Source organism: Bradyrhizobium sp. BR 10261 (assembly GCF_019455395.1).
Lineage (GTDB): Bacteria > Pseudomonadota > Alphaproteobacteria > Rhizobiales > Xanthobacteraceae > Bradyrhizobium > Bradyrhizobium manausense.
In genome coordinates this window covers 1-21,557 of record NZ_JACOFQ010000028.1, presented here as the reverse complement: position 1 = coordinate 21,557, position 21,557 = coordinate 1, and the positions used below count along the sequence as shown (strand labels likewise).

Sequence of the window (21,557 nt, the reverse complement as noted above, 5' to 3'; positions counted from 1 at the left end):
CCCGAAGTGACGGGTGACCGGCGAGCTATGAACATCCTTGCCGAGTTACATGAAGCTGAGGAAGAGCTGATAGGGCGCGCTGTCATCTTGACGGACGGTAAGGCAGGTTCGATTGAACGCCTATTTCTCGACGACATTCATGGGCTGCGCATTTCCATAGTTGGACATGATGGCCAGTGGCCCATTTCAACGATCAAGAAAATTGAGGGTTGATCGCCGACCATGAATCCAGCGGGGCATCGGAGCGCACCGCGCGCACGCCCCCGACGCTTTCTTCCCACGCGATGTCAGCCGGGACCATATAGCCGGAGGATATCCTGCCGCCCAGACTGGTGTCAGCAGTGTCCGGCGCTCATGGCCTCTGCTGCGGGGCATCTTCGGAATTATCTTCGGGTTGCTCGCTTTTCTCTTTCCGGAGCCCACCATGCTTTAGCTGGCGTTGTTGTTCTCGGCTTACATGTTGGTCGACGGCGTAGCAGGAATCATTTCCGCCGTTCGGGCGATGCGGCGGAAGGATGAATGGGGACTGCTGATATTTGAAGGCCTAATATCGCTGTCGGCGTTGCTGCCTTTGTCTGGCCTGACCTGACGGTGCTTGCCTTTGTTTTTCTGGTCGCCGCCTGGGCGGTCATCTCAGGCGCGCTGATGCTGGCTGCTGGCTTTCGCCTCAAGCTTGATCATGGCCGCTGGTGGATGGTTCTGGGCGGGCTGTTGTCTCTCGTTTATGGCGCGCTGCTGGTTGCTATGCCGCTGATCGGGGCAGTAGTGCTTACGTGGTGGATGGGAGCCTGCGCGATGGCCTTCGGTATTGCGCTGGTCGTTCTGTCCTTCAAGTTGCGCGCTCGCCAGAACGAGCAGACTGGCTCCTCCGCCGTGGCGGCGCGAGAGATGAGCGCCCCCCAAGACGGCGGCGCATCATCGCAGATTGGCCCAGCATCGGACCTAACCAGGCATAGCGTACCGCCGCCAGTGGCGAGTGATCGCCGGTCCAGAGTGTCGGAACGAAAACAAAACTGCAGGGTTCATGCTCGACAGTCGGAAGTGATCCGATGCTTCTGATCCGACATGAGTACGGCAGGCGGACGGTGTCCGCCGGAACTTTTCTGATCGCGGTGCTGGCCACGCGCGCAGCGGTGCTCGTGACCCGCTGCGAGACTTGACGTGTTCAGGTGGAGTTCGCGCGCCTCTGGCGGCGTCTTGCCATGATCGCGCGGGCAATCGAGATCGCTGCGGGCGTTGTTCTGATCGTGCTCGCTCTGCGAGACGTCTTCGACACGGTGGTCGTCCCCGGCGAGAGCAGAGGCACTTTGCGCGTAGCCCGTAGGCTCCTCGTGGTGGCTGTCCCGATCTGGAAGTGGACACGTCGCGGCAAGCGTGCGGTTTCGACCAGTTTCGCACCCGCAATCTTGATGGGTTCTTTTTTCATCTGGATGGGTCTCCTCCTGCTCGGCTTCGGCCTGGTGGCCCATGGCTTGAGGTATTCGTTCTCTCCGTCTCCCGATTTCCTTCAGGCGTTGTTCATTGTCGGAAGCGCCCTCTGTACCGTGGGGCTGAGCGGCATCGAGGCGCAAGGACCCGCGCGTTGGGCCCTGGTTACGGCGGGCTTCTCCGGCCTTTCGGTCCTGACGATGGCGGTGACTTACTTGCTCGAGGTGCAGGAGGGGATCTCTCGCCGCGACTCCGGGATTTTGAAGCTCACAACGGCGGCGGGCGAGCCGCCGTCTGCGCTAGGACTGCTGGAACGTTACGCAGACCTGAACTCCCCCGAGGAAATCAGGCGCGTTCTCTATGGCGGTCGCGACTGGTGCGCATCCGTGCTCCAAAGCCATGCTTCGCACCCTTCCCTGATTTACTTCAGGTCGGCATCAGTAGGCGCCGGGTGGCCGGCGACTCTTGGCGCAATGATGGACCTCGCGCTCATCCTCGAACTGCTGATCGATGATCCGGGCAGCCTAGCTCCCGCGATCCTTCTTCGCAGCGAAGGATTGCGGCTCATTGACGAATTGAACCGCGTGGTCGGCCTCGATCCTCTGGTTGACGATACGACAGGAGCGTCCGTGCCGCAGCTCTGCGCCCGGCTGGCCGCCGCAGGCTACAAGCTGCGACCATCGATCGATGCGCTGACGTTTACGGAGCGACGCCGTAGGCATGCAACATGCGTGCAGGCCGCTGCGGAGCATCTTGGTACGGCGGCGGCGCCGTTATTGCCCTGATCGCGCCGCTAGCGCTAAGCCGAGACCTGACTTCGGTTTTGAGTCGATAAGCGGAACGTTGAGCATGAAAGAGGCCGCCAACCTGACGCGGCCTTACAGGAGGTCATAAGCAGGCCGGCAAGGAAAATGATCGCGCTGACGAGCGCAATCCCAACAGATGCGCGCTTGGCGAGAACAAGCCTCGATTTGTGGCTCGGGATCAGGCGATCAATACGGCTATTGCAGGCCGGGCGTTCTCAGCCACTCACTCATGTGCACACCCTCTTCGAGCTGGCGGGCCCTGCGCAGAAGAGTTTCCCGCTCGTTACCTGGGGGAGCCTCAACTGCCTTCTCGCGCAGGTGCTCAGCCTCCGCCGCAAGGCGCTCTTCCAATGATTGCGATTGCTTGAAGCGACGCCGCCGCTTGGACATAGCGCTCTCCCAGTATGCATTTGGCGCGAGCGCTGATGGGCGCCCCCATCACCGATGTTTGCCGCGGGCCGGGCGGTGATCTGGGAAACTATTGAGTTTGTGACGCGGCTTCCCTGACAACTGATAATTCCAGGCGATTACTCTCGTCGCGCCAGTTTGGCAAAGTGCAAAAGCCGACGTCAGTGAACAAAAAAAGGAACACGCCCCGCCGTATGCGATTGGAGGTTCGGAGAGCGTCATGACGAATATTGACACGGGCGGCCAAGAAGGCACGAGCCAGAACCAGATTCCCAACTCAAGAAAATCTCTCGAGGCGCCTCGGAGAGCCGACAGGGACGTCGAATCAGAAGATCGTGGCCGGCAGGCGACCTCGCCGTCGGAAATCCCCGCGAAGGGATGGAAGGACATCCTGCTGCGTGTCTTTTCCAACATCTCTAGACACCGCGTCCTCACCCTCGCAGCAGGTATGACCTACTACAGCATACTTGCCATTTTTCCGGCGATTGCAGCGCTGGTTGCGATCTACGGACTCTTCTCCGATCCCATGACCATCGGCAAGCACCTCGATCAGCTTGGCGGCTTCCTACCTGGCGGGGCATTGGATATCGTGAGAGAGCAACTGACCCGCGTGGCGTCGAAAGGCTCCAACACGCTCGGCCTCACCTTCCTGATCGGGCTGGCAACATCTCTTTGGAGCGCCAATGCCGCCATGAAGTCGCTTTTCGACACGTTGAACATCGTTTACGGCGAAGACGAGAAGCGCGGGTTCTTCAAGCTGAATGCTGTTTCCCTGGGTTTTACGGTCAGCGGGATCGTGTTCATGATGGCGGCCTTAGGCTGCATCGTCGCTGTTCCAGTGATCCTCAACTATGTAGGCTTGTCCAACACCGGCGACCTTCTGGTCCGCATCGGGAGATGGCCAGCGATGTTTCTGTTACTGACGCTGGCCTTGGCCTTGATTTACCGCTATGGCCCCAGCCGAGAGGCGGCCCAATGGCGTTGGGTCACGTGGGGCAGCGCGATCGCGGCACTGCTTTGGCTCGCGGTATCCGGGCTATTCTCCTGGTATGTCGCGAGCTTCGGTAAATTCAACGAGACGTACGGTTCGCTTGGGGCTGTCATCGGCTTTATGACCTGGCTGTGGATTTCGGCCATCGTCATCCTTCTTGGCGCCGAGATCGATGCCGAGATGGAGCATCAGACCGCCCGCGACACAACCACGGGCCCGCCAACCAAGATCGGCGCCCGCGGGGCCCGGGTGGCCGACACGGTCGGCGCGGCACGAGGTCATTGAAGGTTGGTGCTGCTCATCGAGCCGCCGTCCGGAAAGCAGACAATCAGTTCATGATACGCCACGTTGGATTGCGTCGAACCCTACATCCGTCAGTTCGACTGCCCGCGCGTCCGCAACGCTGACGTATCCAAGCTGATTCATCTCCGAAACGGCCACCGCAACGCTGGGATCGGTCCCGAAGTGTGCGTCGAGAGTTGCGATAGTCATGCGCGCACCGGGTTTCGCTGCGTTTCACGAAAAAATTCGAGGATTTCGCGGGCTGTTTCGCTGAGCGGTGCCTCCATCGATCCGCTTTCATTGGCCGATCGGGCACGCCTGGGCGTTTGACCCAAAGAGCGATACATAGAAACGTCCAGCCTTACCGGGCCACGATGGCTCGATAGTGGCGCAAGTAATCCCGTGCCATCCGCTCCGCCGTGAAGCGCTCTTCGAAGCGCGTACGGACGCGCCCGCGATCGATTTGCCCAAGCCGCGCTACAGCCTGAACTGCTTCGTCCTCATTTTGGACGATGAAACCTGTCACGCCTTCCTCTATAATCTCGGGCACCGAACCGGACCGGTAGGCAATGACTGGCGTTCCGCAGGCCATCGCCTCAATCATCACCAATCCAAACGGCTCGGGCCATTTGATCGGGAAGAGCAAAGCAGCAGCTCCCGCAAGGAAAGGCTGTTTCGATTCGTCATCTACTTCGCCGACCAGCTGGATCTGTTTGCCGTCAATCTGAGGCTCTATCTTCTCTCTGAAATACCCTGTTTCGGCGCGAGGGACCTTGGCAGCAATTCGAAGCGGCATTCTTGCGGCGAGAGCGATGCGGATAGCATCTTCGGGGCCTTTTTCGGCGGTTAAGCGCCCGAGAAACGCCAGGTACGATCCGGCAGCCGATGAGGCGCGGAACTGGTCGATAGGCAGACCGTGATAAACCGTTCCACACCAGTTTGCGCTGGCGAGCGGGATGCGCTGATTATCGGAGATGGATACAAAACAAGCTTCTGGAAACTTGCTGGTCACGGCCGGCAATCCAGGCAGATCCAGCCGGCCGTGCATCGTCGTAAGGAATGGCACTCCCGCTCGTTTGAGGATGGGCAGATGTAGCCAATCGATGTGAGCGTGGATCACGTCGAACTGGGTAGCGCAATCGGATACGGCTTCTAGTTGGGCGGCCAAAGCCGCGTTCGGATCTGAGCGTGGTCGCCCAAGGCGAAGGGCTTTGGGCCAGACCGGAAAAAGCGTAGCTCGGGTCCTGGAATCGCCGCTCGCAAACAAAGTGACCTCATGCCCAAGCTCGACGAGTGCGTCCACCAGCCAGGCAACAACTCTTTCAGTCCCGCCATAGAGCCTTGGCGGGACGCTTTCGGCCAGGGGAGCAATCTGAGCTATCCTCATTGAAATATTCGAAACCGAGCTTGCGTCTCAGCGGCCTGAATTCGAACCGGCGGGCTCGCGAAAGCTATCGCGGAGCAGGTCGCCTCTGTCAGGCAAGCGCACCATCATTCCATGCGAAACCAACGATATCCGTAGCCATCAAGTTCAATCTCATCATCCAGATTGGCGTTTGATGAGTAAATGCGATTACCGAAGACGTCTATCAGCTTGCGTTCTTTCGAAAGACCCGTGACATGGACATTGCCCTTAGCCTGCGACAAGTTGGGCAATGTGAGCACCGATCGGCCCTCCCACGCGAATTGTTGGGTCAGAACTGTGGATTGACTATGCGCAAGGCGCGCACGCTGCATGCTCTTTGGGTTTCCACAAGCTCGCACGGTGACATTCGTCAATTCGCCAACGGGTTTTCGTCGTCGCTGAAGCCTATTGCGACAGTGGGCGCTCATCTTGCCGCGTTTGAGCGCTGCCGTGTCTGCCGGCGCCAGCTAGCTAACCGACCGCGCATCTCGCCCGCCGTCTCACGCTCTCCGACCCAGCCGTTTTGCGGCGCACCTGCACGAAGCGCAGGCGCAGCCAGCAAGCCGATCAGCGCCTGACGAGTACGCATACTGACTTGGCAGCAAGCTTCCTGCTTGACGAGCCATCAGAGAAAATTGGGTACAAGGACGGTAGAAATCCTCGTTCTACCGCACTCACATTTAGGCTAAGTTATTGATTTTGCTGGCAGGAGTGGCAGGGCTCGAACCTGCGACCCCCGGTTTTGGAGACCGGTGCTCTACCAATTGAGCTACACTCCTACGAACCTGCGTCGCCGCGGCTCAGGGGCGCTTTCAAGCACAGGGGACGACCGGATTGCAAGGGAGAAGCGCATTGGGGCGGCTTGTTCACAGTGCCGCGTCTGGGCCAGTGTTGCGCCCGAACGACAAGAACACAGCCGGGAGCCCTCATGAACGCCCACGCCGCCACGACAGTCGCCTCTGCACCCCGCACACCGGCCCTGCCGGACGCCCGCCCCGAAACCCTCGGCCTGTCACGGCCCCGCCTGCAGGCGATATCGGTTGCGTTCAAGCGCGAGATCGACAAGGGAACCATCCCCGGTGCGACCGTGCTGGTCGCCCGCGGCGGCCAGGTCGGCTGGTTCGAGGCGCTCGGCAAGCAGAGCCCGGCAGCCGCGGCGCCGATGGCGCTTGATTCGATCTTCCGGATCTTCTCGATGACCAAGCCGATCGTTTCGGTCGGCGTCACGGCGCTGGTCGAGGACGGCCACCTCCTGCTCGGCGATCCCGTCGCCAAGTTCATTCCGGAATTCGCGAACCAGAAAGTCGGCGTCGTCAGCGGCGGCAAATTGGAACTGATTGCGCCAAAGCGGCCGATGACGGTGCAGGACCTGCTCCGCCACACCTCGGGTCTTACTTACGAGCACCAGGGCGACGGCCCCGTGCACAAGCTCTATCAGGAATCCCGCGTCCGCAGCCGCAAGATCACCAATGCGGAGCACGCCGCACTGGTGGCGAGCTTTCCACTGGTCTGCCATCCCGGCGACGAATTCAACTACAGCCGCTCCACCGATATCCTCGGCCGCATCATCGAGGTCGTCACCGGTAAATCGCTCGGCGCATTCCTGTCGGAGCGTATCCTTGCACCTTTGCAGATGACCGAGACCGGCTTCTCGACCTCCGGGGCCAATGCTGGCAGGCTCGCCCAGCCGTTCGAAGCCGACCCATGGACCGGCGACAAGGTCGCGCTGTTCAACATGCTCGAGCAGCCGGTGATGGAGTCCGGCGGCGGCGGTCTGGTCTCGACCACGATGGACTACGCCCGCTTCGCACTGATGCTGCGCAATGGAGGCACCCTCGACGGCGCCAGGATCATCGGTCGCAAGACACTGGAGCTGATGGCCTCGGATCACCTCGGACCTCACATTCAGACCAACGGCACGCTGCTCGCGCCCGGCCACGGTTTTGGCCTCGGCTTCGCCGTGCGCCGCGAAGCTGGCATCGCGCCCTTCCCCGGCAGCGTCGGCCAGTACTCCTGGAGCGGCATCGCCGGAACGTTCTTCTGGATCGATCCGAAGGAGGACCTGATCACGGTGTTCATGAGCCAGGGCCCGGGACAGCGTGATTTGACAAGGACGCTCGTGCGGAATCTGGTTTACGCGGCGGTGGAGTGAGGTCGCTTCCCGTCGTTTAGCCGCAACGCTGCATCCTAATTCTCGCCGTCATGCCCCGGCTTGACCGGGGCATCCAGTACGCCGAGGCGGATGTTGTGAGAGCGAGTTCTCCATCGCCGGCCTCTGGGATCCTGGATCGCCCGCCTTCGCGGGCGATGACACCTGTTGTTGTCTCAACTAATTGTCGCGCCGCCGTCGATCACCATGGTCTGGCCGGTCATGAAGTCGCCGGCCTTCGAACCCAGGAACACGGCTGCACCCGCGATCTCGTCGGGAATGCCGATGCGCAAGAGCGGCGAGCGCGAGGTCGACGCTTTCAAATTCTCCGGATTGTCCCACAGCGCCTTGGCAAAATCGGTCTTGATCAGGCCGGGCGCGATGCAGTTCACGCGGATGTTGTGCTTGCCATATTCGCAAGCGAGGTTGCGCGCGAGCTGCATGTCGGCGGCCTTCGAGATCGCGTAGGCGCCGAGAATGGTCGAGCCTTTCAATCCGCCGATCGAGGAGACGATGATGATCGAGCCGTCCTTGCGCTCGATCATCTGCGGCACCACCATCGAGATCAGCCAGTTGTTGGCGACGATGTTGTTGTCGAGAATCTTGCGGAACTGATCGTCGGAAATGCCGGCGAGCGGGCCGTAATACGGGTTCGACGCGGCGTTGCAGACCAGCACGTCGATCTTGCCGAAGGCGCGGTTGCTCTCGTCGACGAGGTTTTGCAGATTCTCTTTCGAGGAGATGTTGGCGGCGATCGCGACCGCGGTGCCCTTGCCGTACTTCTCGTTGATGTCCTTGGCGACCTGCTCGCAAACGTCAGCCTTGCGCGAGGAGATCACGACCTTGGCGCCGTGCTCGGCCATGCGCTCGGCGATCGCAAGCCCGATGCCGCGCGTCGAGCCGGTGATGACGGCAACTTTACCCTTCATGTCGAACAAGGTCATGTTTCTCTCCCAGATTGATCTTCGTAGCCGACGTCACTCCGGGACGGTCCGTAGGACCGGACCCGGAATCTCGAGATTCTCAGGTACGCAACTGCGTACCATAGTTCGATGCTTTGCATCGGCCCGGAATGACAACTCAGCTCACGCGAGCTTCTTGACTTCCGGCCCTGACGGCTGATGCATCTCGGCATGGGCATCGTCGGCGATCCAGGGTTGCTGGTTCACCATCGGCAGCCGCCAGACCGAGCGCTCGGGGCTGGCAAAATAATCGAGCCGCGTGATCGAGACGTTGTCGATGTCGAACGACAGCGCCCGCTCGACCTGGCCGTCGAGCGCAAGGCCGATCGCCGCCTTGATGGTGCCGCCATGCGCGACCGCGATCACGTCCCGCCCAGCCGCCTCATTGTTGATCCGATCGATGGTCCGGCGCGTCCTGATATAGAGGTCCATAAAGCTCTCGCCGCCGGGTGCGGGCTCGTTGATGTCGGCAAACCAGTTCGAGCCGACGGGACGGCTCGCGATGAAGGCGGCGCGGTTCATGCCCTGCCAGCGGCCGAGATTCTGCTCGGCGAGGTCCGCCTCCCATGTCATCGATTCAGGCTTTGGATAGCCCGCCGCCCAGATCGCTTCCGCGGTCTGATGCGTGCGCATCAGATTGCTCGAATACCACACCGCCTGGCGTGGCAGCACCTTTGCAACGGCATTGAAGACGTAGGTGTCGCTGGTATCGCAGGCGATGTCGCTCTGCCCGTAGATGTTGCCGCCGTCGTTGCGCACCGGCGCATGCCGGACCCACCACCATCGCGTGATGACCACATCAGGCTTGTCTTCGGCTGCCATCGAAACCCTTCCATCCTGTCTCATGTCGCTGTACGTGAGGTGTGAACGTGTCTCAAGACACTTTACTGTTTGAAATCTTGTTTGAAATTCCGTCGCGCGGCAAGCGTCGCGTGCCAAGCAAAGGGAGAAACGCATGGGCCGCCTGCAAGGCAAATCCGTCATCATCACCGGCGCCGGCAGCGGCATCGGCCGCGCGGCTTCGCTGCTGTTCACCAGAGAAGGCGCCAAGCTGATCGCGGTCGATCGCACCGAGGCGGTGAAAGAGACCGTCGACGAGGTGAAAAAGGCCGGCGGCGTTGCGGAAGCCATGATCGCCGATGCAGGCTCCGAGAAGGATGTCATGGCCGTCATCGACAAGGCCGTGACGACGCATGGAAGGCTCGACGTGATCTGGGCCAATGCCGGCGTCTCCGGCGGGCTCGTTCCGCTCGGCGAGCAGACCGTCGAGCATTGGCAGGAGGTGCTGCGCGTCAATCTGATCGGGCCGTTCCTCGCGGTGAAGCATGCGATGCCCCATATGGTGAAGCAGCAATCCGGCGCGATCGTGCTCACGGCGTCGGTTGCGGGCCTCAAGGCCGGCGCCAGCGGACATCCCTATGCCGCGAGCAAGGCGGGCGTCATCTCGCTGGTGCAGACCACGGCCTATTCGCTCTCCGGCACCGGCGTGCGCATCAATGCGGTCTGCCCCGGCCTGATCGAAACCGGCATGACCAAGCCGATCTTCGACCGCGCCAAGGAGCGCGGCACCCATGACAAGATCGGCCAGCTCAATCCGCTGAAGCGTGCGGGCCAGCCGCACGAGCTCGCGGCGATGGGATTGTTCCTGGCGAGCGATGAAGCCTCTTACGTCAACGGCCAGGCGTTCCCGGTGGATGGTGGTCTCACGGCGTCGATGCCGTATACGGGCAAGCCGGTTTAGCGGCTCCGGCGTCGTCGCCATTACATCCTCAGTGTCGTCCCGGCGAAAGCCGGGACCCATACCGCGGAATCTATCGAGCGCCGAAGATCGAAGTACCGAACAACGCCTCGTCGCCAAACTCCTCCCTGGGGTTATGGGTCCCGGCCTTCGCCGGGACGACGATGGGGAGATAGCATACCCATCCGCATCAACACCGTCATTGCGAGCGTAGCGAAGCAATCCAGAGTCTTTCCGCGGATACATCTCTGGATTGCTTCGCTACGCTTGCAATGACGGGGTATGTGGGTGGCAGCGTCGCTATGGTCATTCGCATCTTTGTTGCAGACACACCTTCACATTCTCGCGGCTCATTTTGCCCGAGCAGCCCCTGTGTTGATTTGCGCGCCCCAGCATCACGTTGGTATGGTTCATGCAAGCACCTTTGCCTCCGTGTTCCTCCGACAAGAATTGACAATGCCCAATCCGATCTTCCCGAACTCACGCCCCGACCGTATCCGCAACATGCTCGCCGAGCTCGTTGCCTTCGACACGATCAGCGATCGCACCAACCTGCCCCTGATTGCACATATCGAAAGCTATCTCGCCTTGCTCGGCGTCAAAGGCGAGCGCATCACCGACGAAACAGGAACGAAGGCCTCGCTCTGGGTCACGATCGGACCGGAGGATAGGCCCGGTCTCGTGCTGTCAGGGCACACCGACGTCGTACCCGTCGTCGGCCAGGACTGGAGCCACGATCCGTTCAAGCTGGTCGAGCGCGACGGCAAGCTTTTCGGCCGCGGCACCACCGACATGAAGGGATTTGTCGCGGTGTGCCTCGCCATGGTGCCGGAGATGCTGGAGGCGAAGCTGGCGACACCGATCCATCTTGCGATCTCCTATGACGAGGAGATCGGCTGCGTCGGGGTGCGGCCGATGCTTGCCGGGGTCGCGAGGAAGAAAGTGAGGCCGCTCGGCGCCTTCATAGGCGAGCCGACCGAGATGAAGGTCATCATCGGCCACAAGGGCAAGCACGGCGTGCGCGCGACGTTCCATGGCCTCGCCCGCCATTCCTCGATCGCGCCCGACGGCGTCAACGCCATCGAATATGCCGCCGAGCTGATCACCGAGATCCGACGCCGCGCGGTGAAGCTCGCTGGCGAGGCCGAGCGCAACAGTCTCTACGACGTGCCGCATTCGACGCTGCTGACCAGCATCGTGCATGGCGGCGCGGCGCTGAACATCGTGCCTGACACATGTACCGTAGATTTCGAATGTCGCGGCATCGGCATCACCGAGTCCAAGGAGGTGACGGATGCGATCATCGCCTGGGCCAAAGCCGAGCTCGAGCCCGCGATGAAGGCGAGACATTCGGACTGCGGCATCGATTTCGAGGAAATTCTCGACTACCCCGCGCTCGACACCAAAGCGGATACGGCCATCGTCACGCTGGCCAAGAGCCTTGCGGGGCGCAACGACCATGCCAAGGTCGCGTTCGGTACCGAGGCAAGCTTGTTTGCCAGCATGGCTGATATCCCCTCGGTCGTGATCGGCCCGGGCTCGATTGCGCAGGCGCATACGCCCGATGAGTTTGTGGAGATGGCGGAGCTGGAGAAGTGCGCGAGCTTCGTGGAGAAGCTGATCGCGCATTGCGCGAAGAACTGAAAACGTAGGGCGGATTAGCGCAGCGTAATCCGCCATTCTCTCCGCTCTCAGCACTGTGGCGGATTACGCTGCGCTAATCCGCCCTACGGGTCCTGGCGTTGAAGCGAACGCTGCCCGTCATCGCTCCTGCAACGCCAGCCGCACGCCGACGGCGCAGTAGATGGTCCCGACCACCTTGCCCTGCCACTTCACCACGGCAGGGTGGCGGCGCAGCAGATTGCCGAGCCGGCCGGCGCCGAGGGCGAATACGACGGTGCTGACCAGGCCGAGCAGCACGAAGACAATGCCCAGGATCGCAAGCTGAAGTCCGATCGAACCGTGCTCCGGCCGCACGAATTGCGGCAGGAAGGCCAGGAAGAACAGCGCGGTCTTGGGGTTGAGCATCTCGGTCAGCACGGCCTGGCGAAAGGCGCGGCCCGCGCCGATCGCGGGCACGCCGCCGTTCAGCTCGATCGGTGCCTTGTCGAGCATGGCGCGAATGCCGAGATAGATCAGGAACGCGGCGCCCGCATATTTGACGATGCTAAACAGCAGCGCCGAGGTCGCGATGATCGCCGAGAGGCCGACGATGGCCATGCTGGTGTGGATCAGGTCACCGGCGGCAATCCCGGCGCCGGTCGCGATGCCGGCCCTTGTGCCGGAGCTTGCGGCGCGCGCGATGGTGAGCAGCGTCGCCGGGCCTGGAATAAACACAAAACCGAGGACGATGATGACGTAGGTGATGAGCGTGGCGTGATCGATCATATGGCGGGCTCCGGGCGGATCAGTGCAGGAGGCTGCGCGACGGCGAGTAGTCCACCGGCACCAGCAGGCGGTCCTCGATCTGCCCGACCATGAGACCATGCTCCGCGTGAGTAACCCGCTTGATCTCGGCCCACTCGGCGTCCGCCATGAAGGCCGTCCATGCCGATGTCTTGGCCGCCTCATCAGGCCATTCCAGCAGGTAGGCGAACTCGGTGCGCTCGCCTGACTTTGTTTCCCACATTGCGACGATCCGGAAGCCATATTTGGTTCGCATGATGCGCGCGGCATGGTCGCGGAACCGGGCGTGAAAGGCGACCTTGTTCTTCTCGAAGATCTCGTAGATGCGAAGTTGCTGGATCATGACTGTCTCCTTGGAGGGGAGATATGGTCGAACAATGAGCTGTCAAACCAATACAGGCGGTTCGTAGGGTGGGCAAAGCGAAGCGTGCCCACCACTTCCCGCGGTCGTGGACAGACGGTGGGCACGGCGCTAAGCGCGCCTTCGCCCACCCTACGAGAGCTGTCAACGCGGGAGCACGTGAGCCACCTCGCCGTCATAGCGAGGAGCTCTTGCGACGAAGCAATCCACCGCGGAAAGATTCTGGATTGCTTCGCTACGCTCGCAATGACGGTGGAACGAGCTCGCCCCACTCACCGGTGTCATGCCCCGGCTTGACCGGGGCATCCAGTACGCCGCGGCTTCTCGATTCCGTCGCTGAAGTCTCTGGGATGGATGGCCCGTGGATACAACGTCGCACCAAAAGCGCGGCCCTCGGCCGCGCGCTCGTTCATTCCTACGCGGCGCCCGCCTTCTGCGCGTATTCCCACGACGCCTTCGACAGCGGCACGGTGCGCTTGGCTGACTCCAGCGCCTTGGCGTTGGCGGCGGTGCCGTCGCGGACGCGACCGGCGATGCCTTGGGTGATGCCGGCGAGGCGGAACAGATTGTAGGCAAAATACCAGTTCAGATCGGGCACGGTCATCCTGGTGACGTTGCAATAGATCTGCGCGGCTTCCTCCACGCTCGGGATGTTGAGCGCCTTGAGGTCGGCGCCCTCGAGGCCCGGCATGATCCACTGCATCAACAGATAGGTGAAATCGGCCATGGGATCGCCGAGCGTCGACAGTTCCCAGTCGAGCACGGCCTGCACACGCGGTTCCGTCGCGTGGAAAATCATGTTGTCGAGACGATAATCGCCATGGACGATCGAGACGCGCGCCTGCTCCGGCACGGTCTTGGGCAGCCATTCGGCGACCTTCTCGAACTCCGCAATGTGCTGGGTCTCGGACGCCCGATACTGCTTGGTCCAGCGGTCGATCTGCCGCGCAAAGTAGTTACCCGGCTTGCCGAAGTCGCCGAGGCCGATCGCGACCGGATCGTACATATGGAGCTTCGCCAGCGTCTCGATCTTGCTGGTGAAGATCTTTCGGCGCGCATCTTTGTCCTGGCTCGGCAGCGTCGGATCCCAGAACACGCGCCCCTCCTCCATCGACATGATGTAGAAGGCAGCGCCGATGACGCCGTCGTCCTGGCACAGCGCATAGGCACGCGCGACCGGAAAGCCCTGCTTTCCGAGGGCTGCGATGACGCGATATTCGCGGTCGACCGCGTGCGCGGACGGCAGCAATTTGCCGAACGGTTTTCTGCGCATCACGTAGGAGCGCGTGGGCGTGTTGAGCCGGTAGGTCGGATTGGACTGGCCGCCCTTGAACTGGAGGACGACGAGCGGGCCTTCAAAGCCTTCGACATGCTCGCGCATCCACGCCTCCAGCCTGAGCTCGTCGAAGCGATGACGCTCCTCGACCGGCTTGGTGCCCGAGAACTCCTCGTCTTTCCTGACGCCGTCCGCCACGTGACGCTCCCCTCTTTTCGTTGTCGTCATTCCGGGATGGTCCGAAGGACCAGACCCGGAATCTCGAGATTCCGGGTTCGCGCTTTGCGCGCCCCGGAATGACGGTGAGGAGAGCGCTGCTAGCGCTCTCCGCCGTTTCTAATGCTTCGGAGAGTTGGCATACTTCCGAACCTCTAGCCTTGCAATGGCGCGATTGTGCACTTCGTCCGGACCGTCGGCGAGACGCAGCGTGCGGATGTGGGCATAGTCCTTGGCAAGGCCGGCCTCATCGGATACGCCGGCGCCGCCGAACGCCTGGATTGCCTCGTCGATGATCTTCAGCGCCATATTGGGCGCGGCGACCTTGATCATGGCGATCTCCGCCTGCGCGGTCTTGTTGCCGACCTTGTCCATCATGTCGGCAGCCTTCAGACACAGCAGACGCGTCATCTCGATGTTGGTGCGGGCCTCGCCAATGCGCTGCTCCCACACCGAGTGCTCGACGATCTTCTTGCCGAAGGCGGTGCGCGAGGAAAGCCGTTTCACCATCTTCTCCAGCGCTTCCTCGGCCTTGCCGATGGTGCGCATGCAGTGATGAATACGGCCGGGCCCAAGGCGGCCCTGCGCGATCTCGAAGCCGCGGCCTTCGCCCAGCAGGATGTTCTCCCTCGGGACCCGCACGTTCTCGAGCAGCACCTGGGCGTGGCCGTGCGGCGCATCATCGAAGCCGAACACCGGCAGCATCTTCTCGACCTTGATGCCTGGCGTGTCGAGCGGAACCAGGATTTGCGACTGCTGCTGATGCTTCGCGGCGTTGAAATCGGTCTTGCCCATCAGGATCGCGATCTTGCAGCGGGGATCGCCAACGCCTGACGACCACCATTTGCGGCCGTTGATGACGTAGTGATCGCCGTCCTTCTCGATGCGGGTCTCGATGTTGGTGGCATCGGACGACGCCACGGCCGGTTCCGTCATCAGGAAGGCCGAGCGGATCTCGCCGTCCATCAGCGGACGCAGCCATTTGCGCTTCTGCTCCCTGGAGCCGTAGCGGATGAACACTTCCATGTTGCCGGTGTCGGGCGCGGAGCAGTTGAACACTTCCGAGGCCCAGGTGATGCGGCCCATCTCTTCCGAGAGCAGCGCGTATTCGAGATTGGTCAATCCCGCGCCGCGGAATTCGTCGTCCTCATGCTCGCTCGGCGGCAGGAACATGTTCCAGAGGCCTTCGGCCTTCGCCTTCTTCTTGAGGTCTTCAAGGATCGGAATCACCTTCCAGCGGTCTCCGCTCTTGTCCTGTTGATCGTAGATCGGCACCGCCGGACGCACGTGCTTGGCCATGAAGGACTGCACGCGCTCGAGCCATTCCTTCTGCTTGGGCGACATATCGAAGTCCATGGGACGCTCCTCGTCTCTCGCTTTGAAAGCCTGTTTTGCGCCGGACTGTCCTCCCGCGGTGCGCGGCCCGCAAGCGCCATCAGCGGATTGCGGGGCATGGAACCGGCGGCACCCAGGTGCGGCACAATTCCATCATGCGGATTGACTTTCTCCGGCCTTCAAACGATAGTTTCATACAAGTGTTTGAAATGCAACTCCCCTCGCTTCGTGCCCCCGCTCGTCATTCCGGGGCGACGCGGAGCGTCGAACCCGGAATCCAGAAGTTGCGGCGCGAGATTCCGGGTTCGCGACTGCGTCGCGCCCCGGAATGACGAGGTTTCTCACCATGGCCAGCGATCATACGAGGTCTGCCATTCTCGCCGCCGCCGAACGGCTCTATGCCGATCGCGGCTTTGGCGACGTCACGCTGCGCGACATCGTCGCCGAGGCCAACGTCAATCTGGCGGCGGTGAACTATCATTTCGGCTCGAAAGACGAGTTGATCGCGGAATTATTCGTCACCCGCTCGATCGCAACCAATCGCGAACGTCTACGCGAATTGAAGGCGGCGGAAGAAGCCGGCGGCGGCCGCGCGCCGATCGAGGTGATCTTGCGCGCGCTGGTCGGTCCCACGCTGCGCGGGTGCCTGGGCCCCGAGAACCAGCGCTCCACCGCGGCGCGCTTCATGATCCGCGCCTCGATCGAGTCAGTGCCGCCGATACGCCGCATCAAGAACCGCGAGATCGACCATTTGCGCAAATTCGCGGGCGCGATGCGCAGGTCCCTGCCCGACCGCAGCGACGTCGATATCTATTGGGGCCTGAATTTCGCGCTGGCGATGGCGCATCACACCATCCGCGAGAGCGAGCGCCTGACGAAACTGTCGGAGGGAAAATGCGACCTCGACGACGTCGAGGACGTAGTCGAGCGCGTCGTCAGCGTCGCGACGATGGCGCTGACGGCGGGACGAACGGAGACCAAGGCGGCGTCGAAGGTAGCGGCGCGGTAGTCCTCACATCATCGCGATGCAGTCGATCTCGATGTCGAACGGGCCGAACCATTCCGGCGTCACGACGAAGATCCGCGCCGGCGGATCTTCAGGGAAATAGCGCGCATAGATCGTGTTGAACGTGGCGAAGTGCCTGGTCGAGGTGCAGTAGACGTTGCACTTCATGACATTGTCGAGCGAGGCGCCTGCCGTCTGAAGGCACAGCATCATCTGCTCCATGACGATTTCGCTTTGGCGTTCGATTTCCATCCCGCCGATCTCGCCCGTCTCCGGATGAAACGGCGGCAGGCCGGCAACGAAGACCATGTTGCCGGCGCGCGTCACCGGCGAGGTCGGCGCCTTCACACGATCGAGAAAGGACGAGATCGGTTCGACGCGGAGCACTTCGCGTTTCATGGGCCACCTTCGATTCAAGCGGGACTGCCTGCTGACTACATTAATCCGCAGCCAGCATGTTTCGCTTCTGATCGAAGTGTGGGTGCGGGTTAGCCCCGCTGCGGCATCTCCTCGGCCTCTTCCTTGGCGAGCAGCAGCAGCATCTCGATGCCCATGTCGCCTTCCTGCGGCGAGCGGATGAACTTGATCTCTTCGGCGCTTTGCCGCAGTGCGGCAATGATCGCGACCGCCTGATTGGCAGTCGCCGCTTCAGTCGCCAGAATTGCCTTCTGGTCCTTCGCCTGGAACCCGATCGTGTAGGACATGCACGTGTCTCCCCGAACTCAGTGATGAGATCGAATCTGAGTCGGAGCCGAAACGAAAGCCTGTGCGAGTACGGACCGGGTTTATCTGGGGATTGCGCGCAAGCCTCAGATAAGGCCGCAGCATCGTCATGCTTTGGTCACCAGATGATGCACAGGGCTCAAGCATGATCCGGAAAAGTGCGAAGCGGTTTTCTCTCGCGACAAACGCGGAACGCGTTTGCGCGGAGATCATGCTCAAACAATAACCTAAAGCGCGATGACGATTCATCCTAATCTCATCGCGCTTTAGATGATCCCCTGCTTCTTCAGCTCGTCGATCTTCCCGGCGTCATAGCCGAGCTTGCCGCCGAGCACCTCCTCTGTGTGCTCGCCGAGCAGCGGCGGAGCGCGGTAGTCGGTGATCGGCGTGCCGGAGAAGGTCAGCGCATTGCGGATCAGCGACAGATCAGGCTGGAAGGGATGGTCCACCTTCACCCGCATGCCGCGCGACTGCACGTGCGGATCGGAAAACACCTGCTCGAAATTGTTGATCGGGCCTGACGGCACGCCGGCCTCCTCGAGCTTGTCCAGCCAATAGGCCACCGGCTTTTTCAGGAACAGGCCGGCGAAGATCGCCATGATCTCCTTGCCGTGCACGACGCGGTCGTTGTTCTTGACGAAGCGCGGATCGCTCGCAAGCTCCGGCTCGCCGAGCACGGCGCAGGTGCGCTGGAACTGGCCGTCATTGCCGACCACCACCATCAGCTCGCCGTCGGTGCAGCGGAATACGCCGGCCGGCATGCCGCCATTGCCCCAGGTGCCGCGGCGCGGCGGGATCTTGCCGTTGACGAGGTAGATCTGCAGCCAGTGGCTGAGCGAGGCGATCACGGTGTCGAACAGGCAGACGTCGAGATGCTGCCCGACGCCGCCATTGGCGTCGCGATGGTAGAGCGCCGAGAGAATCCCGATCGAGGCGTTCATGCCGGTCATGTAATCGACGATGGAGGGACCGACCTTCATCGGGCCCTCGCCGGGCTCGCCGTCGATATGGCCGGTGACGCTCATCAGGCCGCCCATCGCCTGCAGAATGGCGTCATAACCGGCACGCGGCGCGTAAGGGCCGGTCTGGCCGAAGCCGGTCACCGAGCAATAGATGATCTTGGGGTTGATCGCCTTGATCGTCTCGTAGTCGAGGCCGTAGCGCTTGAGATCGCCGACCTTGTAATTCTCCATAAAGACGTCGGCGTCCTTGGCGAGTTCGCGGATGATCGCCTGCCCCTCGGGCTTGGCGATGTTGACGGTGACCGACTTCTTGTTGCGGTTGGCGCAGAGATAGAACGAATTGTTGTTGTTGGCCTTGCCCACGGGGTCGGCGAGGTAAGGCGGGCCAAAGGCGCGGGCGTCGTCGCCGGTGCCGGGCCGCTCGATCTTGATCACCTCGGCGCCGAGATCACCCAGCATCTGGGCCGACAAGGGGCCGGCGAGGACGCGCGTGAGGTCAAGGATCTTGATGCCTGAGAGCGGCAAGGCCGACATGCGATTTCCTCCGGGGAACTGGATCTTGAAGCTGATCTTGGCGCAGCGGCGAGAGGCCATGCCGCGCTCCCTGCGGATACACCATTTTGGTGCCCTGAGCACTGCACTGGCGGCATACGGCCATCCCCTGCCCTGGCAGCGGACGCAGCCCCGCTGCGCCGAATTCCGCGCTGCGAGTAACGCCTCAGGTCGCGGCCGCTGCGGCCAGCCGCGGCCGACGCCGTCCGAGCAGCACCAGGATCAGCACCGTCGCGCAGGAGATCACCAGCGTGAGGCCCAGCGCGCCGCGGCTGCCGAACTGGGTGAGCAGGCCGGCAAGCAGCGGCGGCGCGATCGCGGAGGCCAGATTGAGCGGCAATGCGATCATCGACATCGCCTTGGCGAACTCGGCCTGGTCGTAAAAGACCAGCGGGATCGTTGCCCGCGCCACCCCCATCGCGCCACTGCCGGCGCCGTAGAGCAGGATGAAGGTTGCGACCGCCCAGGTCGCGCCCTCGCTCAGCATCAGCAGCACCATGGCGATGGGAAGCGCCGTGCCGGCAACCAGCCCGGTGGTGATGCCGTCCCAGCGGCCGCCGCCGAGGAAGTCGAGGCCGCGGGCGCTGACCTGGATCACGCCCAGCATCGAGCCGAACGCAAGCGCCTGCGCGGGCCCGAGCCCCTCCGCTCGCAACAGCTCGATCAGGATGGCGCCGATGCCGAAATTGACGAAGGCGTTCATCGTGATCACGGAGGCGACGAGGCCGAAAGTGCTTCTTGGAATCGCAGGCGGCCGCACCGCCTTCACGGCCTCGGCATGTTCGTCGGTCACGATTTTGCGGCGCGGCGCGACGAACGCGTAGAGCGGGAGATTGATGCCGAGCAGCAAGACTGCAAAGACCAGACAGGTGCCGCGCCAGCCGAACCAATCGCTGAGGAATGACGTGGTCGGCCAGAAGATGCTGCTGGACAGACCCGTCACCAGCATCAGCCCGCCGATGGCATTCTTGGCACCCCGCCCGGCGACCTCGTTCAGCATGATGTAGGCGCCGGTCGACAAGGTGGCGCTGCCGCCCATGCCGAGAAAGATCCAGCCGGCAAAATACAGGATCGGCTCGCGCGCGAAAAACAGGACGACGTAGCCCGGCGCGGAGACGACAGTGCCCACCATCATCACCTTGCGCGCGCCGTGGCGCGCAAAGGCCTTGGCGAGCCAGGGCGCACACAGGCCCATGGTGACATAGAGCACCGAGCTGCCCGCGAACACCGCCGGCAAGCTCATGCCGAGATCGGCCGCGAGGTCGCGGCCGACCACGGCCGGAAGGCCGATCGTACCCCATGCAATGAGCTGGGTGATTGCAAGCACCAGCAGGACCCCGATGAGCCTGCTGTCAGATTTCAAGAACCGCATTCCAGTCGTCGCCTGCCCGGCAGGCGCCGATCACGCCTGTGAGCCCCTCTTACCGGGAGACTCAGCACACGGGAACGCCGGCCGCCGAATGGCAGAAGGCAGCCAGGAGCATGTCAGGTGCGGGACGGTCGTCCCCCTACCGCACGATCCCGAGCAAGGATCGCGCCTCCGTCGCGGTTGCGGCTCGGCGGCCGTGGCGCGCCAAGGCCTCGCAGGCGATGCTCACGAGCTCCGCATTGCTGGCGGCGAGGCGCGTCTTGTCGACCCTGATATTGTCCTCGAGCCCGGTGCGAACCGCATCGGCGCCGCGCGCAAGGGCCCAGTCCATGACCTCGGCCTGATGGCGGCCGATGCCGGCCGCAGTCCAGGTTGCCTTCGGGATCAGGCGACGCAGCTCGGCCAGCAGAATGTCGAGCACGTGCTCGTCGGCCGGCATCGCGTTCTTGACGCCCATGACGAATTGCACATGCGGACGCGCATCCATCAGCCCCGCCTCGATCAGGCGTCGTGCGCCGTGCAGATGCGACAGATCGAAGATCTCGATTTCAGGACGAACGCCATTTGCCTTCATGCCGGTGGCAAGAGATTCGACCAGCGCGGCGCTGTTCTCGTAGACAATGGTCGGAAAGTTCACCGACCCCGTCGACAGCGAGGCCATGTCCGGTTTCAGATAGAGCGATGACCCACGTGCCGAGGGATCGCGGCCGCGCCCGCCGGTCGAGAACTGCACGATCATCCCTGGGCAATGCTTCCGGATGCCTTCCTGCACCAGGGCGAAGCGCTCCGGGTCGGAAGACGGCGTCTCGTCGTCGTTGCGAACATGAATATGGGCGAGCGTGGCACCGGCCTCGAAGGCCTGGTGCGTCGATTCGATCTGCTCGGCGGGCAGGATCGGCACCGCGGGATTATCCTTCTTGCGCGGAACGGAGCCGGTGATGGCGACGGCGACAACAGCGGGATTCATCCTGCAACCTCATCATGAGCGCTCACGCGCATACCAAGTCGATCGATCGTCAGTCTATACCGTGAAGCTGCGCCGCTGCGAGCGTCATCTATCGCAGCGGCGCGGCCTCTCTCGGTCAGGTCCGAGCTGCGGCAGCGCCGCTCGCTGCCTCCGTCCGCTGCCGATCATAGTCGGCCCGCGCGATCGGAACGGCTTTGGGATTGCCGAGATCGTCA

At 62.4% G+C, this 21,557-nt stretch carries 23 protein-coding genes and 1 tRNA gene; 9 read left to right on the top strand and 15 right to left on the bottom strand.

Annotated features, from left to right (window positions below):
* Nucleotides 1-27 precede the first annotated feature (27 nt).
* The 4 genes from HYH07_RS27690 to HYH07_RS27680 all read left to right on the top strand — a co-directional run bounded on the left by HYH07_RS27690 (nt 28) and on the right by HYH07_RS27680 (nt 2,213).
* Nucleotides 28-213: a photosystem reaction center subunit H gene (locus tag HYH07_RS27690; RefSeq protein WP_083514119.1), complete on the top strand. Its 186-nt coding sequence runs from the start codon at nt 28-30 to the stop codon at nt 211-213.
* 244 nt (nt 214-457) lie between these two features.
* Nucleotides 458-589 (top strand): hypothetical protein, encoded by a 132-nt coding sequence (locus HYH07_RS36855; protein WP_409363919.1) that lies wholly within the window; start codon nt 458-460, stop codon nt 587-589.
* Between the two features lie 2 nt (nt 590-591).
* A complete protein-coding gene (locus HYH07_RS27685) occupies nt 592-1,059 on the top strand; it encodes a DUF308 domain-containing protein (RefSeq protein ID WP_312016697.1) in 468 nt (155 codons plus the stop codon).
* 143 nt (nt 1,060-1,202) lie between these two features.
* Nucleotides 1,203-2,213, top strand: coding sequence for a hypothetical protein (locus HYH07_RS27680; protein ID WP_220005457.1), 1,011 nt, complete (start codon nt 1,203-1,205; stop codon nt 2,211-2,213).
* Nucleotides 2,214-2,429: 216 nt separating this feature from the next.
* On the opposite strand, the gene HYH07_RS27675 is transcribed toward HYH07_RS27680, so the two are convergent.
* Nucleotides 2,430-2,624, bottom strand: coding sequence for a hypothetical protein (locus tag HYH07_RS27675; protein ID WP_220005456.1), 195 nt, complete (start codon nt 2,622-2,624; stop codon nt 2,430-2,432).
* A gap of 238 nt (nt 2,625-2,862) precedes the next feature.
* On the opposite strand from HYH07_RS27675, the gene HYH07_RS27670 reads away from it, so the two are divergent.
* Nucleotides 2,863-3,918: a YihY/virulence factor BrkB family protein gene (locus tag HYH07_RS27670; protein WP_220005455.1), complete on the top strand. Its 1,056-nt coding sequence runs from the start codon at nt 2,863-2,865 to the stop codon at nt 3,916-3,918.
* Between the two features lie 358 nt (nt 3,919-4,276).
* On the opposite strand, the gene HYH07_RS27665 is transcribed toward HYH07_RS27670, so the two are convergent.
* The 3 genes from HYH07_RS27665 to HYH07_RS27655 form a co-directional block, all read right to left on the bottom strand.
* Nucleotides 4,277-5,302: a glycosyltransferase family 4 protein gene (locus HYH07_RS27665; RefSeq protein ID WP_220005454.1), complete on the bottom strand. Its 1,026-nt coding sequence runs from the start codon at nt 5,300-5,302 to the stop codon at nt 4,277-4,279.
* A 104-nt stretch (nt 5,303-5,406) separates the two neighbouring features.
* Nucleotides 5,407-5,652, bottom strand: a complete 246-nt coding sequence (locus tag HYH07_RS27660; RefSeq protein ID WP_220005453.1) for a hypothetical protein — start codon at nt 5,650-5,652, stop codon at nt 5,407-5,409.
* 371 nt (nt 5,653-6,023) lie between these two features.
* Nucleotides 6,024-6,099: transfer RNA gene (locus tag HYH07_RS27655), tRNA-Trp, on the bottom strand.
* A 149-nt stretch (nt 6,100-6,248) separates the two neighbouring features.
* On the opposite strand from HYH07_RS27655, the gene HYH07_RS27650 reads away from it, so the two are divergent.
* Nucleotides 6,249-7,472 (top strand): serine hydrolase, encoded by a 1,224-nt coding sequence (locus HYH07_RS27650; protein WP_220005452.1) that lies wholly within the window; start codon nt 6,249-6,251, stop codon nt 7,470-7,472.
* Between the two features lie 173 nt (nt 7,473-7,645).
* Here the strand turns inward: HYH07_RS27650 and HYH07_RS27645 are convergent, their stop codons facing one another.
* On the bottom strand, nt 7,646-8,413 hold the full coding sequence (locus HYH07_RS27645) for an SDR family NAD(P)-dependent oxidoreductase (RefSeq protein ID WP_220005451.1): 768 nt from the start codon (nt 8,411-8,413) through the stop codon (nt 7,646-7,648).
* 141 nt (nt 8,414-8,554) lie between these two features.
* Nucleotides 8,555-9,253 carry a histidine phosphatase family protein gene (locus tag HYH07_RS27640; RefSeq protein ID WP_220005450.1) on the bottom strand — a complete coding sequence of 233 codons (699 nt, stop codon included), beginning with the start codon at nt 9,251-9,253 and terminating at the stop codon, nt 8,555-8,557.
* Between the two features lie 133 nt (nt 9,254-9,386).
* On the opposite strand from HYH07_RS27640, the gene HYH07_RS27635 reads away from it, so the two are divergent.
* Complete coding sequence (locus HYH07_RS27635; protein ID WP_220005449.1) at nt 9,387-10,172, top strand: SDR family NAD(P)-dependent oxidoreductase; 786 nt, start codon at nt 9,387-9,389, stop codon at nt 10,170-10,172.
* Between the two features lie 453 nt (nt 10,173-10,625).
* Nucleotides 10,626-11,813 (top strand): acetylornithine deacetylase, encoded by a 1,188-nt coding sequence (argE, locus tag HYH07_RS27630; RefSeq protein ID WP_220005448.1) that lies wholly within the window; start codon nt 10,626-10,628, stop codon nt 11,811-11,813.
* A 117-nt stretch (nt 11,814-11,930) separates the two neighbouring features.
* Here the strand turns inward: argE and HYH07_RS27625 are convergent, their stop codons facing one another.
* The 4 genes from HYH07_RS27625 to HYH07_RS27610 all read right to left on the bottom strand — a co-directional run bounded on the left by HYH07_RS27625 (nt 11,931) and on the right by HYH07_RS27610 (nt 15,784).
* Nucleotides 11,931-12,557, bottom strand: a complete 627-nt coding sequence (locus HYH07_RS27625; RefSeq protein WP_220005447.1) for a LysE family translocator — start codon at nt 12,555-12,557, stop codon at nt 11,931-11,933.
* 19 nt (nt 12,558-12,576) lie between these two features.
* Complete coding sequence (locus HYH07_RS27620) at nt 12,577-12,918, bottom strand: NIPSNAP family protein (protein WP_220005446.1); 342 nt, start codon at nt 12,916-12,918, stop codon at nt 12,577-12,579.
* Nucleotides 12,919-13,351: 433 nt separating this feature from the next.
* Entirely contained in the window at nt 13,352-14,410 is a 1,059-nt protein-coding gene (locus HYH07_RS27615; RefSeq protein WP_220005445.1) for a phosphotransferase family protein, read from the bottom strand.
* Between the two features lie 138 nt (nt 14,411-14,548).
* Nucleotides 14,549-15,784, bottom strand: coding sequence for an acyl-CoA dehydrogenase family protein (locus HYH07_RS27610; protein WP_220005444.1), 1,236 nt, complete (start codon nt 15,782-15,784; stop codon nt 14,549-14,551).
* A gap of 325 nt (nt 15,785-16,109) precedes the next feature.
* On the opposite strand from HYH07_RS27610, the gene HYH07_RS27605 reads away from it, so the two are divergent.
* Nucleotides 16,110-16,772, top strand: a complete 663-nt coding sequence (locus HYH07_RS27605; RefSeq protein ID WP_220005443.1) for a TetR/AcrR family transcriptional regulator — start codon at nt 16,110-16,112, stop codon at nt 16,770-16,772.
* 3 nt (nt 16,773-16,775) lie between these two features.
* Here the strand turns inward: HYH07_RS27605 and HYH07_RS27600 are convergent, their stop codons facing one another.
* The 5 genes from HYH07_RS27600 to HYH07_RS27580 all read right to left on the bottom strand — a co-directional run bounded on the left by HYH07_RS27600 (nt 16,776) and on the right by HYH07_RS27580 (nt 21,342).
* A complete protein-coding gene (locus HYH07_RS27600; RefSeq protein WP_220005442.1) occupies nt 16,776-17,168 on the bottom strand; it encodes a RidA family protein in 393 nt (130 codons plus the stop codon).
* Between the two features lie 89 nt (nt 17,169-17,257).
* Nucleotides 17,258-17,473 (bottom strand): hypothetical protein, encoded by a 216-nt coding sequence (locus HYH07_RS27595; protein WP_128966853.1) that lies wholly within the window; start codon nt 17,471-17,473, stop codon nt 17,258-17,260.
* A gap of 285 nt (nt 17,474-17,758) precedes the next feature.
* Nucleotides 17,759-18,988 carry a CaiB/BaiF CoA-transferase family protein gene (locus HYH07_RS27590; RefSeq protein WP_220005505.1) on the bottom strand — a complete coding sequence of 410 codons (1,230 nt, stop codon included), beginning with the start codon at nt 18,986-18,988 and terminating at the stop codon, nt 17,759-17,761.
* 184 nt (nt 18,989-19,172) lie between these two features.
* On the bottom strand, nt 19,173-20,378 hold the full coding sequence (locus HYH07_RS27585) for an MFS transporter (protein ID WP_220005441.1): 1,206 nt from the start codon (nt 20,376-20,378) through the stop codon (nt 19,173-19,175).
* Nucleotides 20,379-20,514: 136 nt separating this feature from the next.
* Nucleotides 20,515-21,342 (bottom strand): 3-keto-5-aminohexanoate cleavage protein, encoded by an 828-nt coding sequence (locus tag HYH07_RS27580; protein ID WP_220005440.1) that lies wholly within the window; start codon nt 21,340-21,342, stop codon nt 20,515-20,517.
* Between the last annotated feature and the right edge of the window lie 215 nt (nt 21,343-21,557).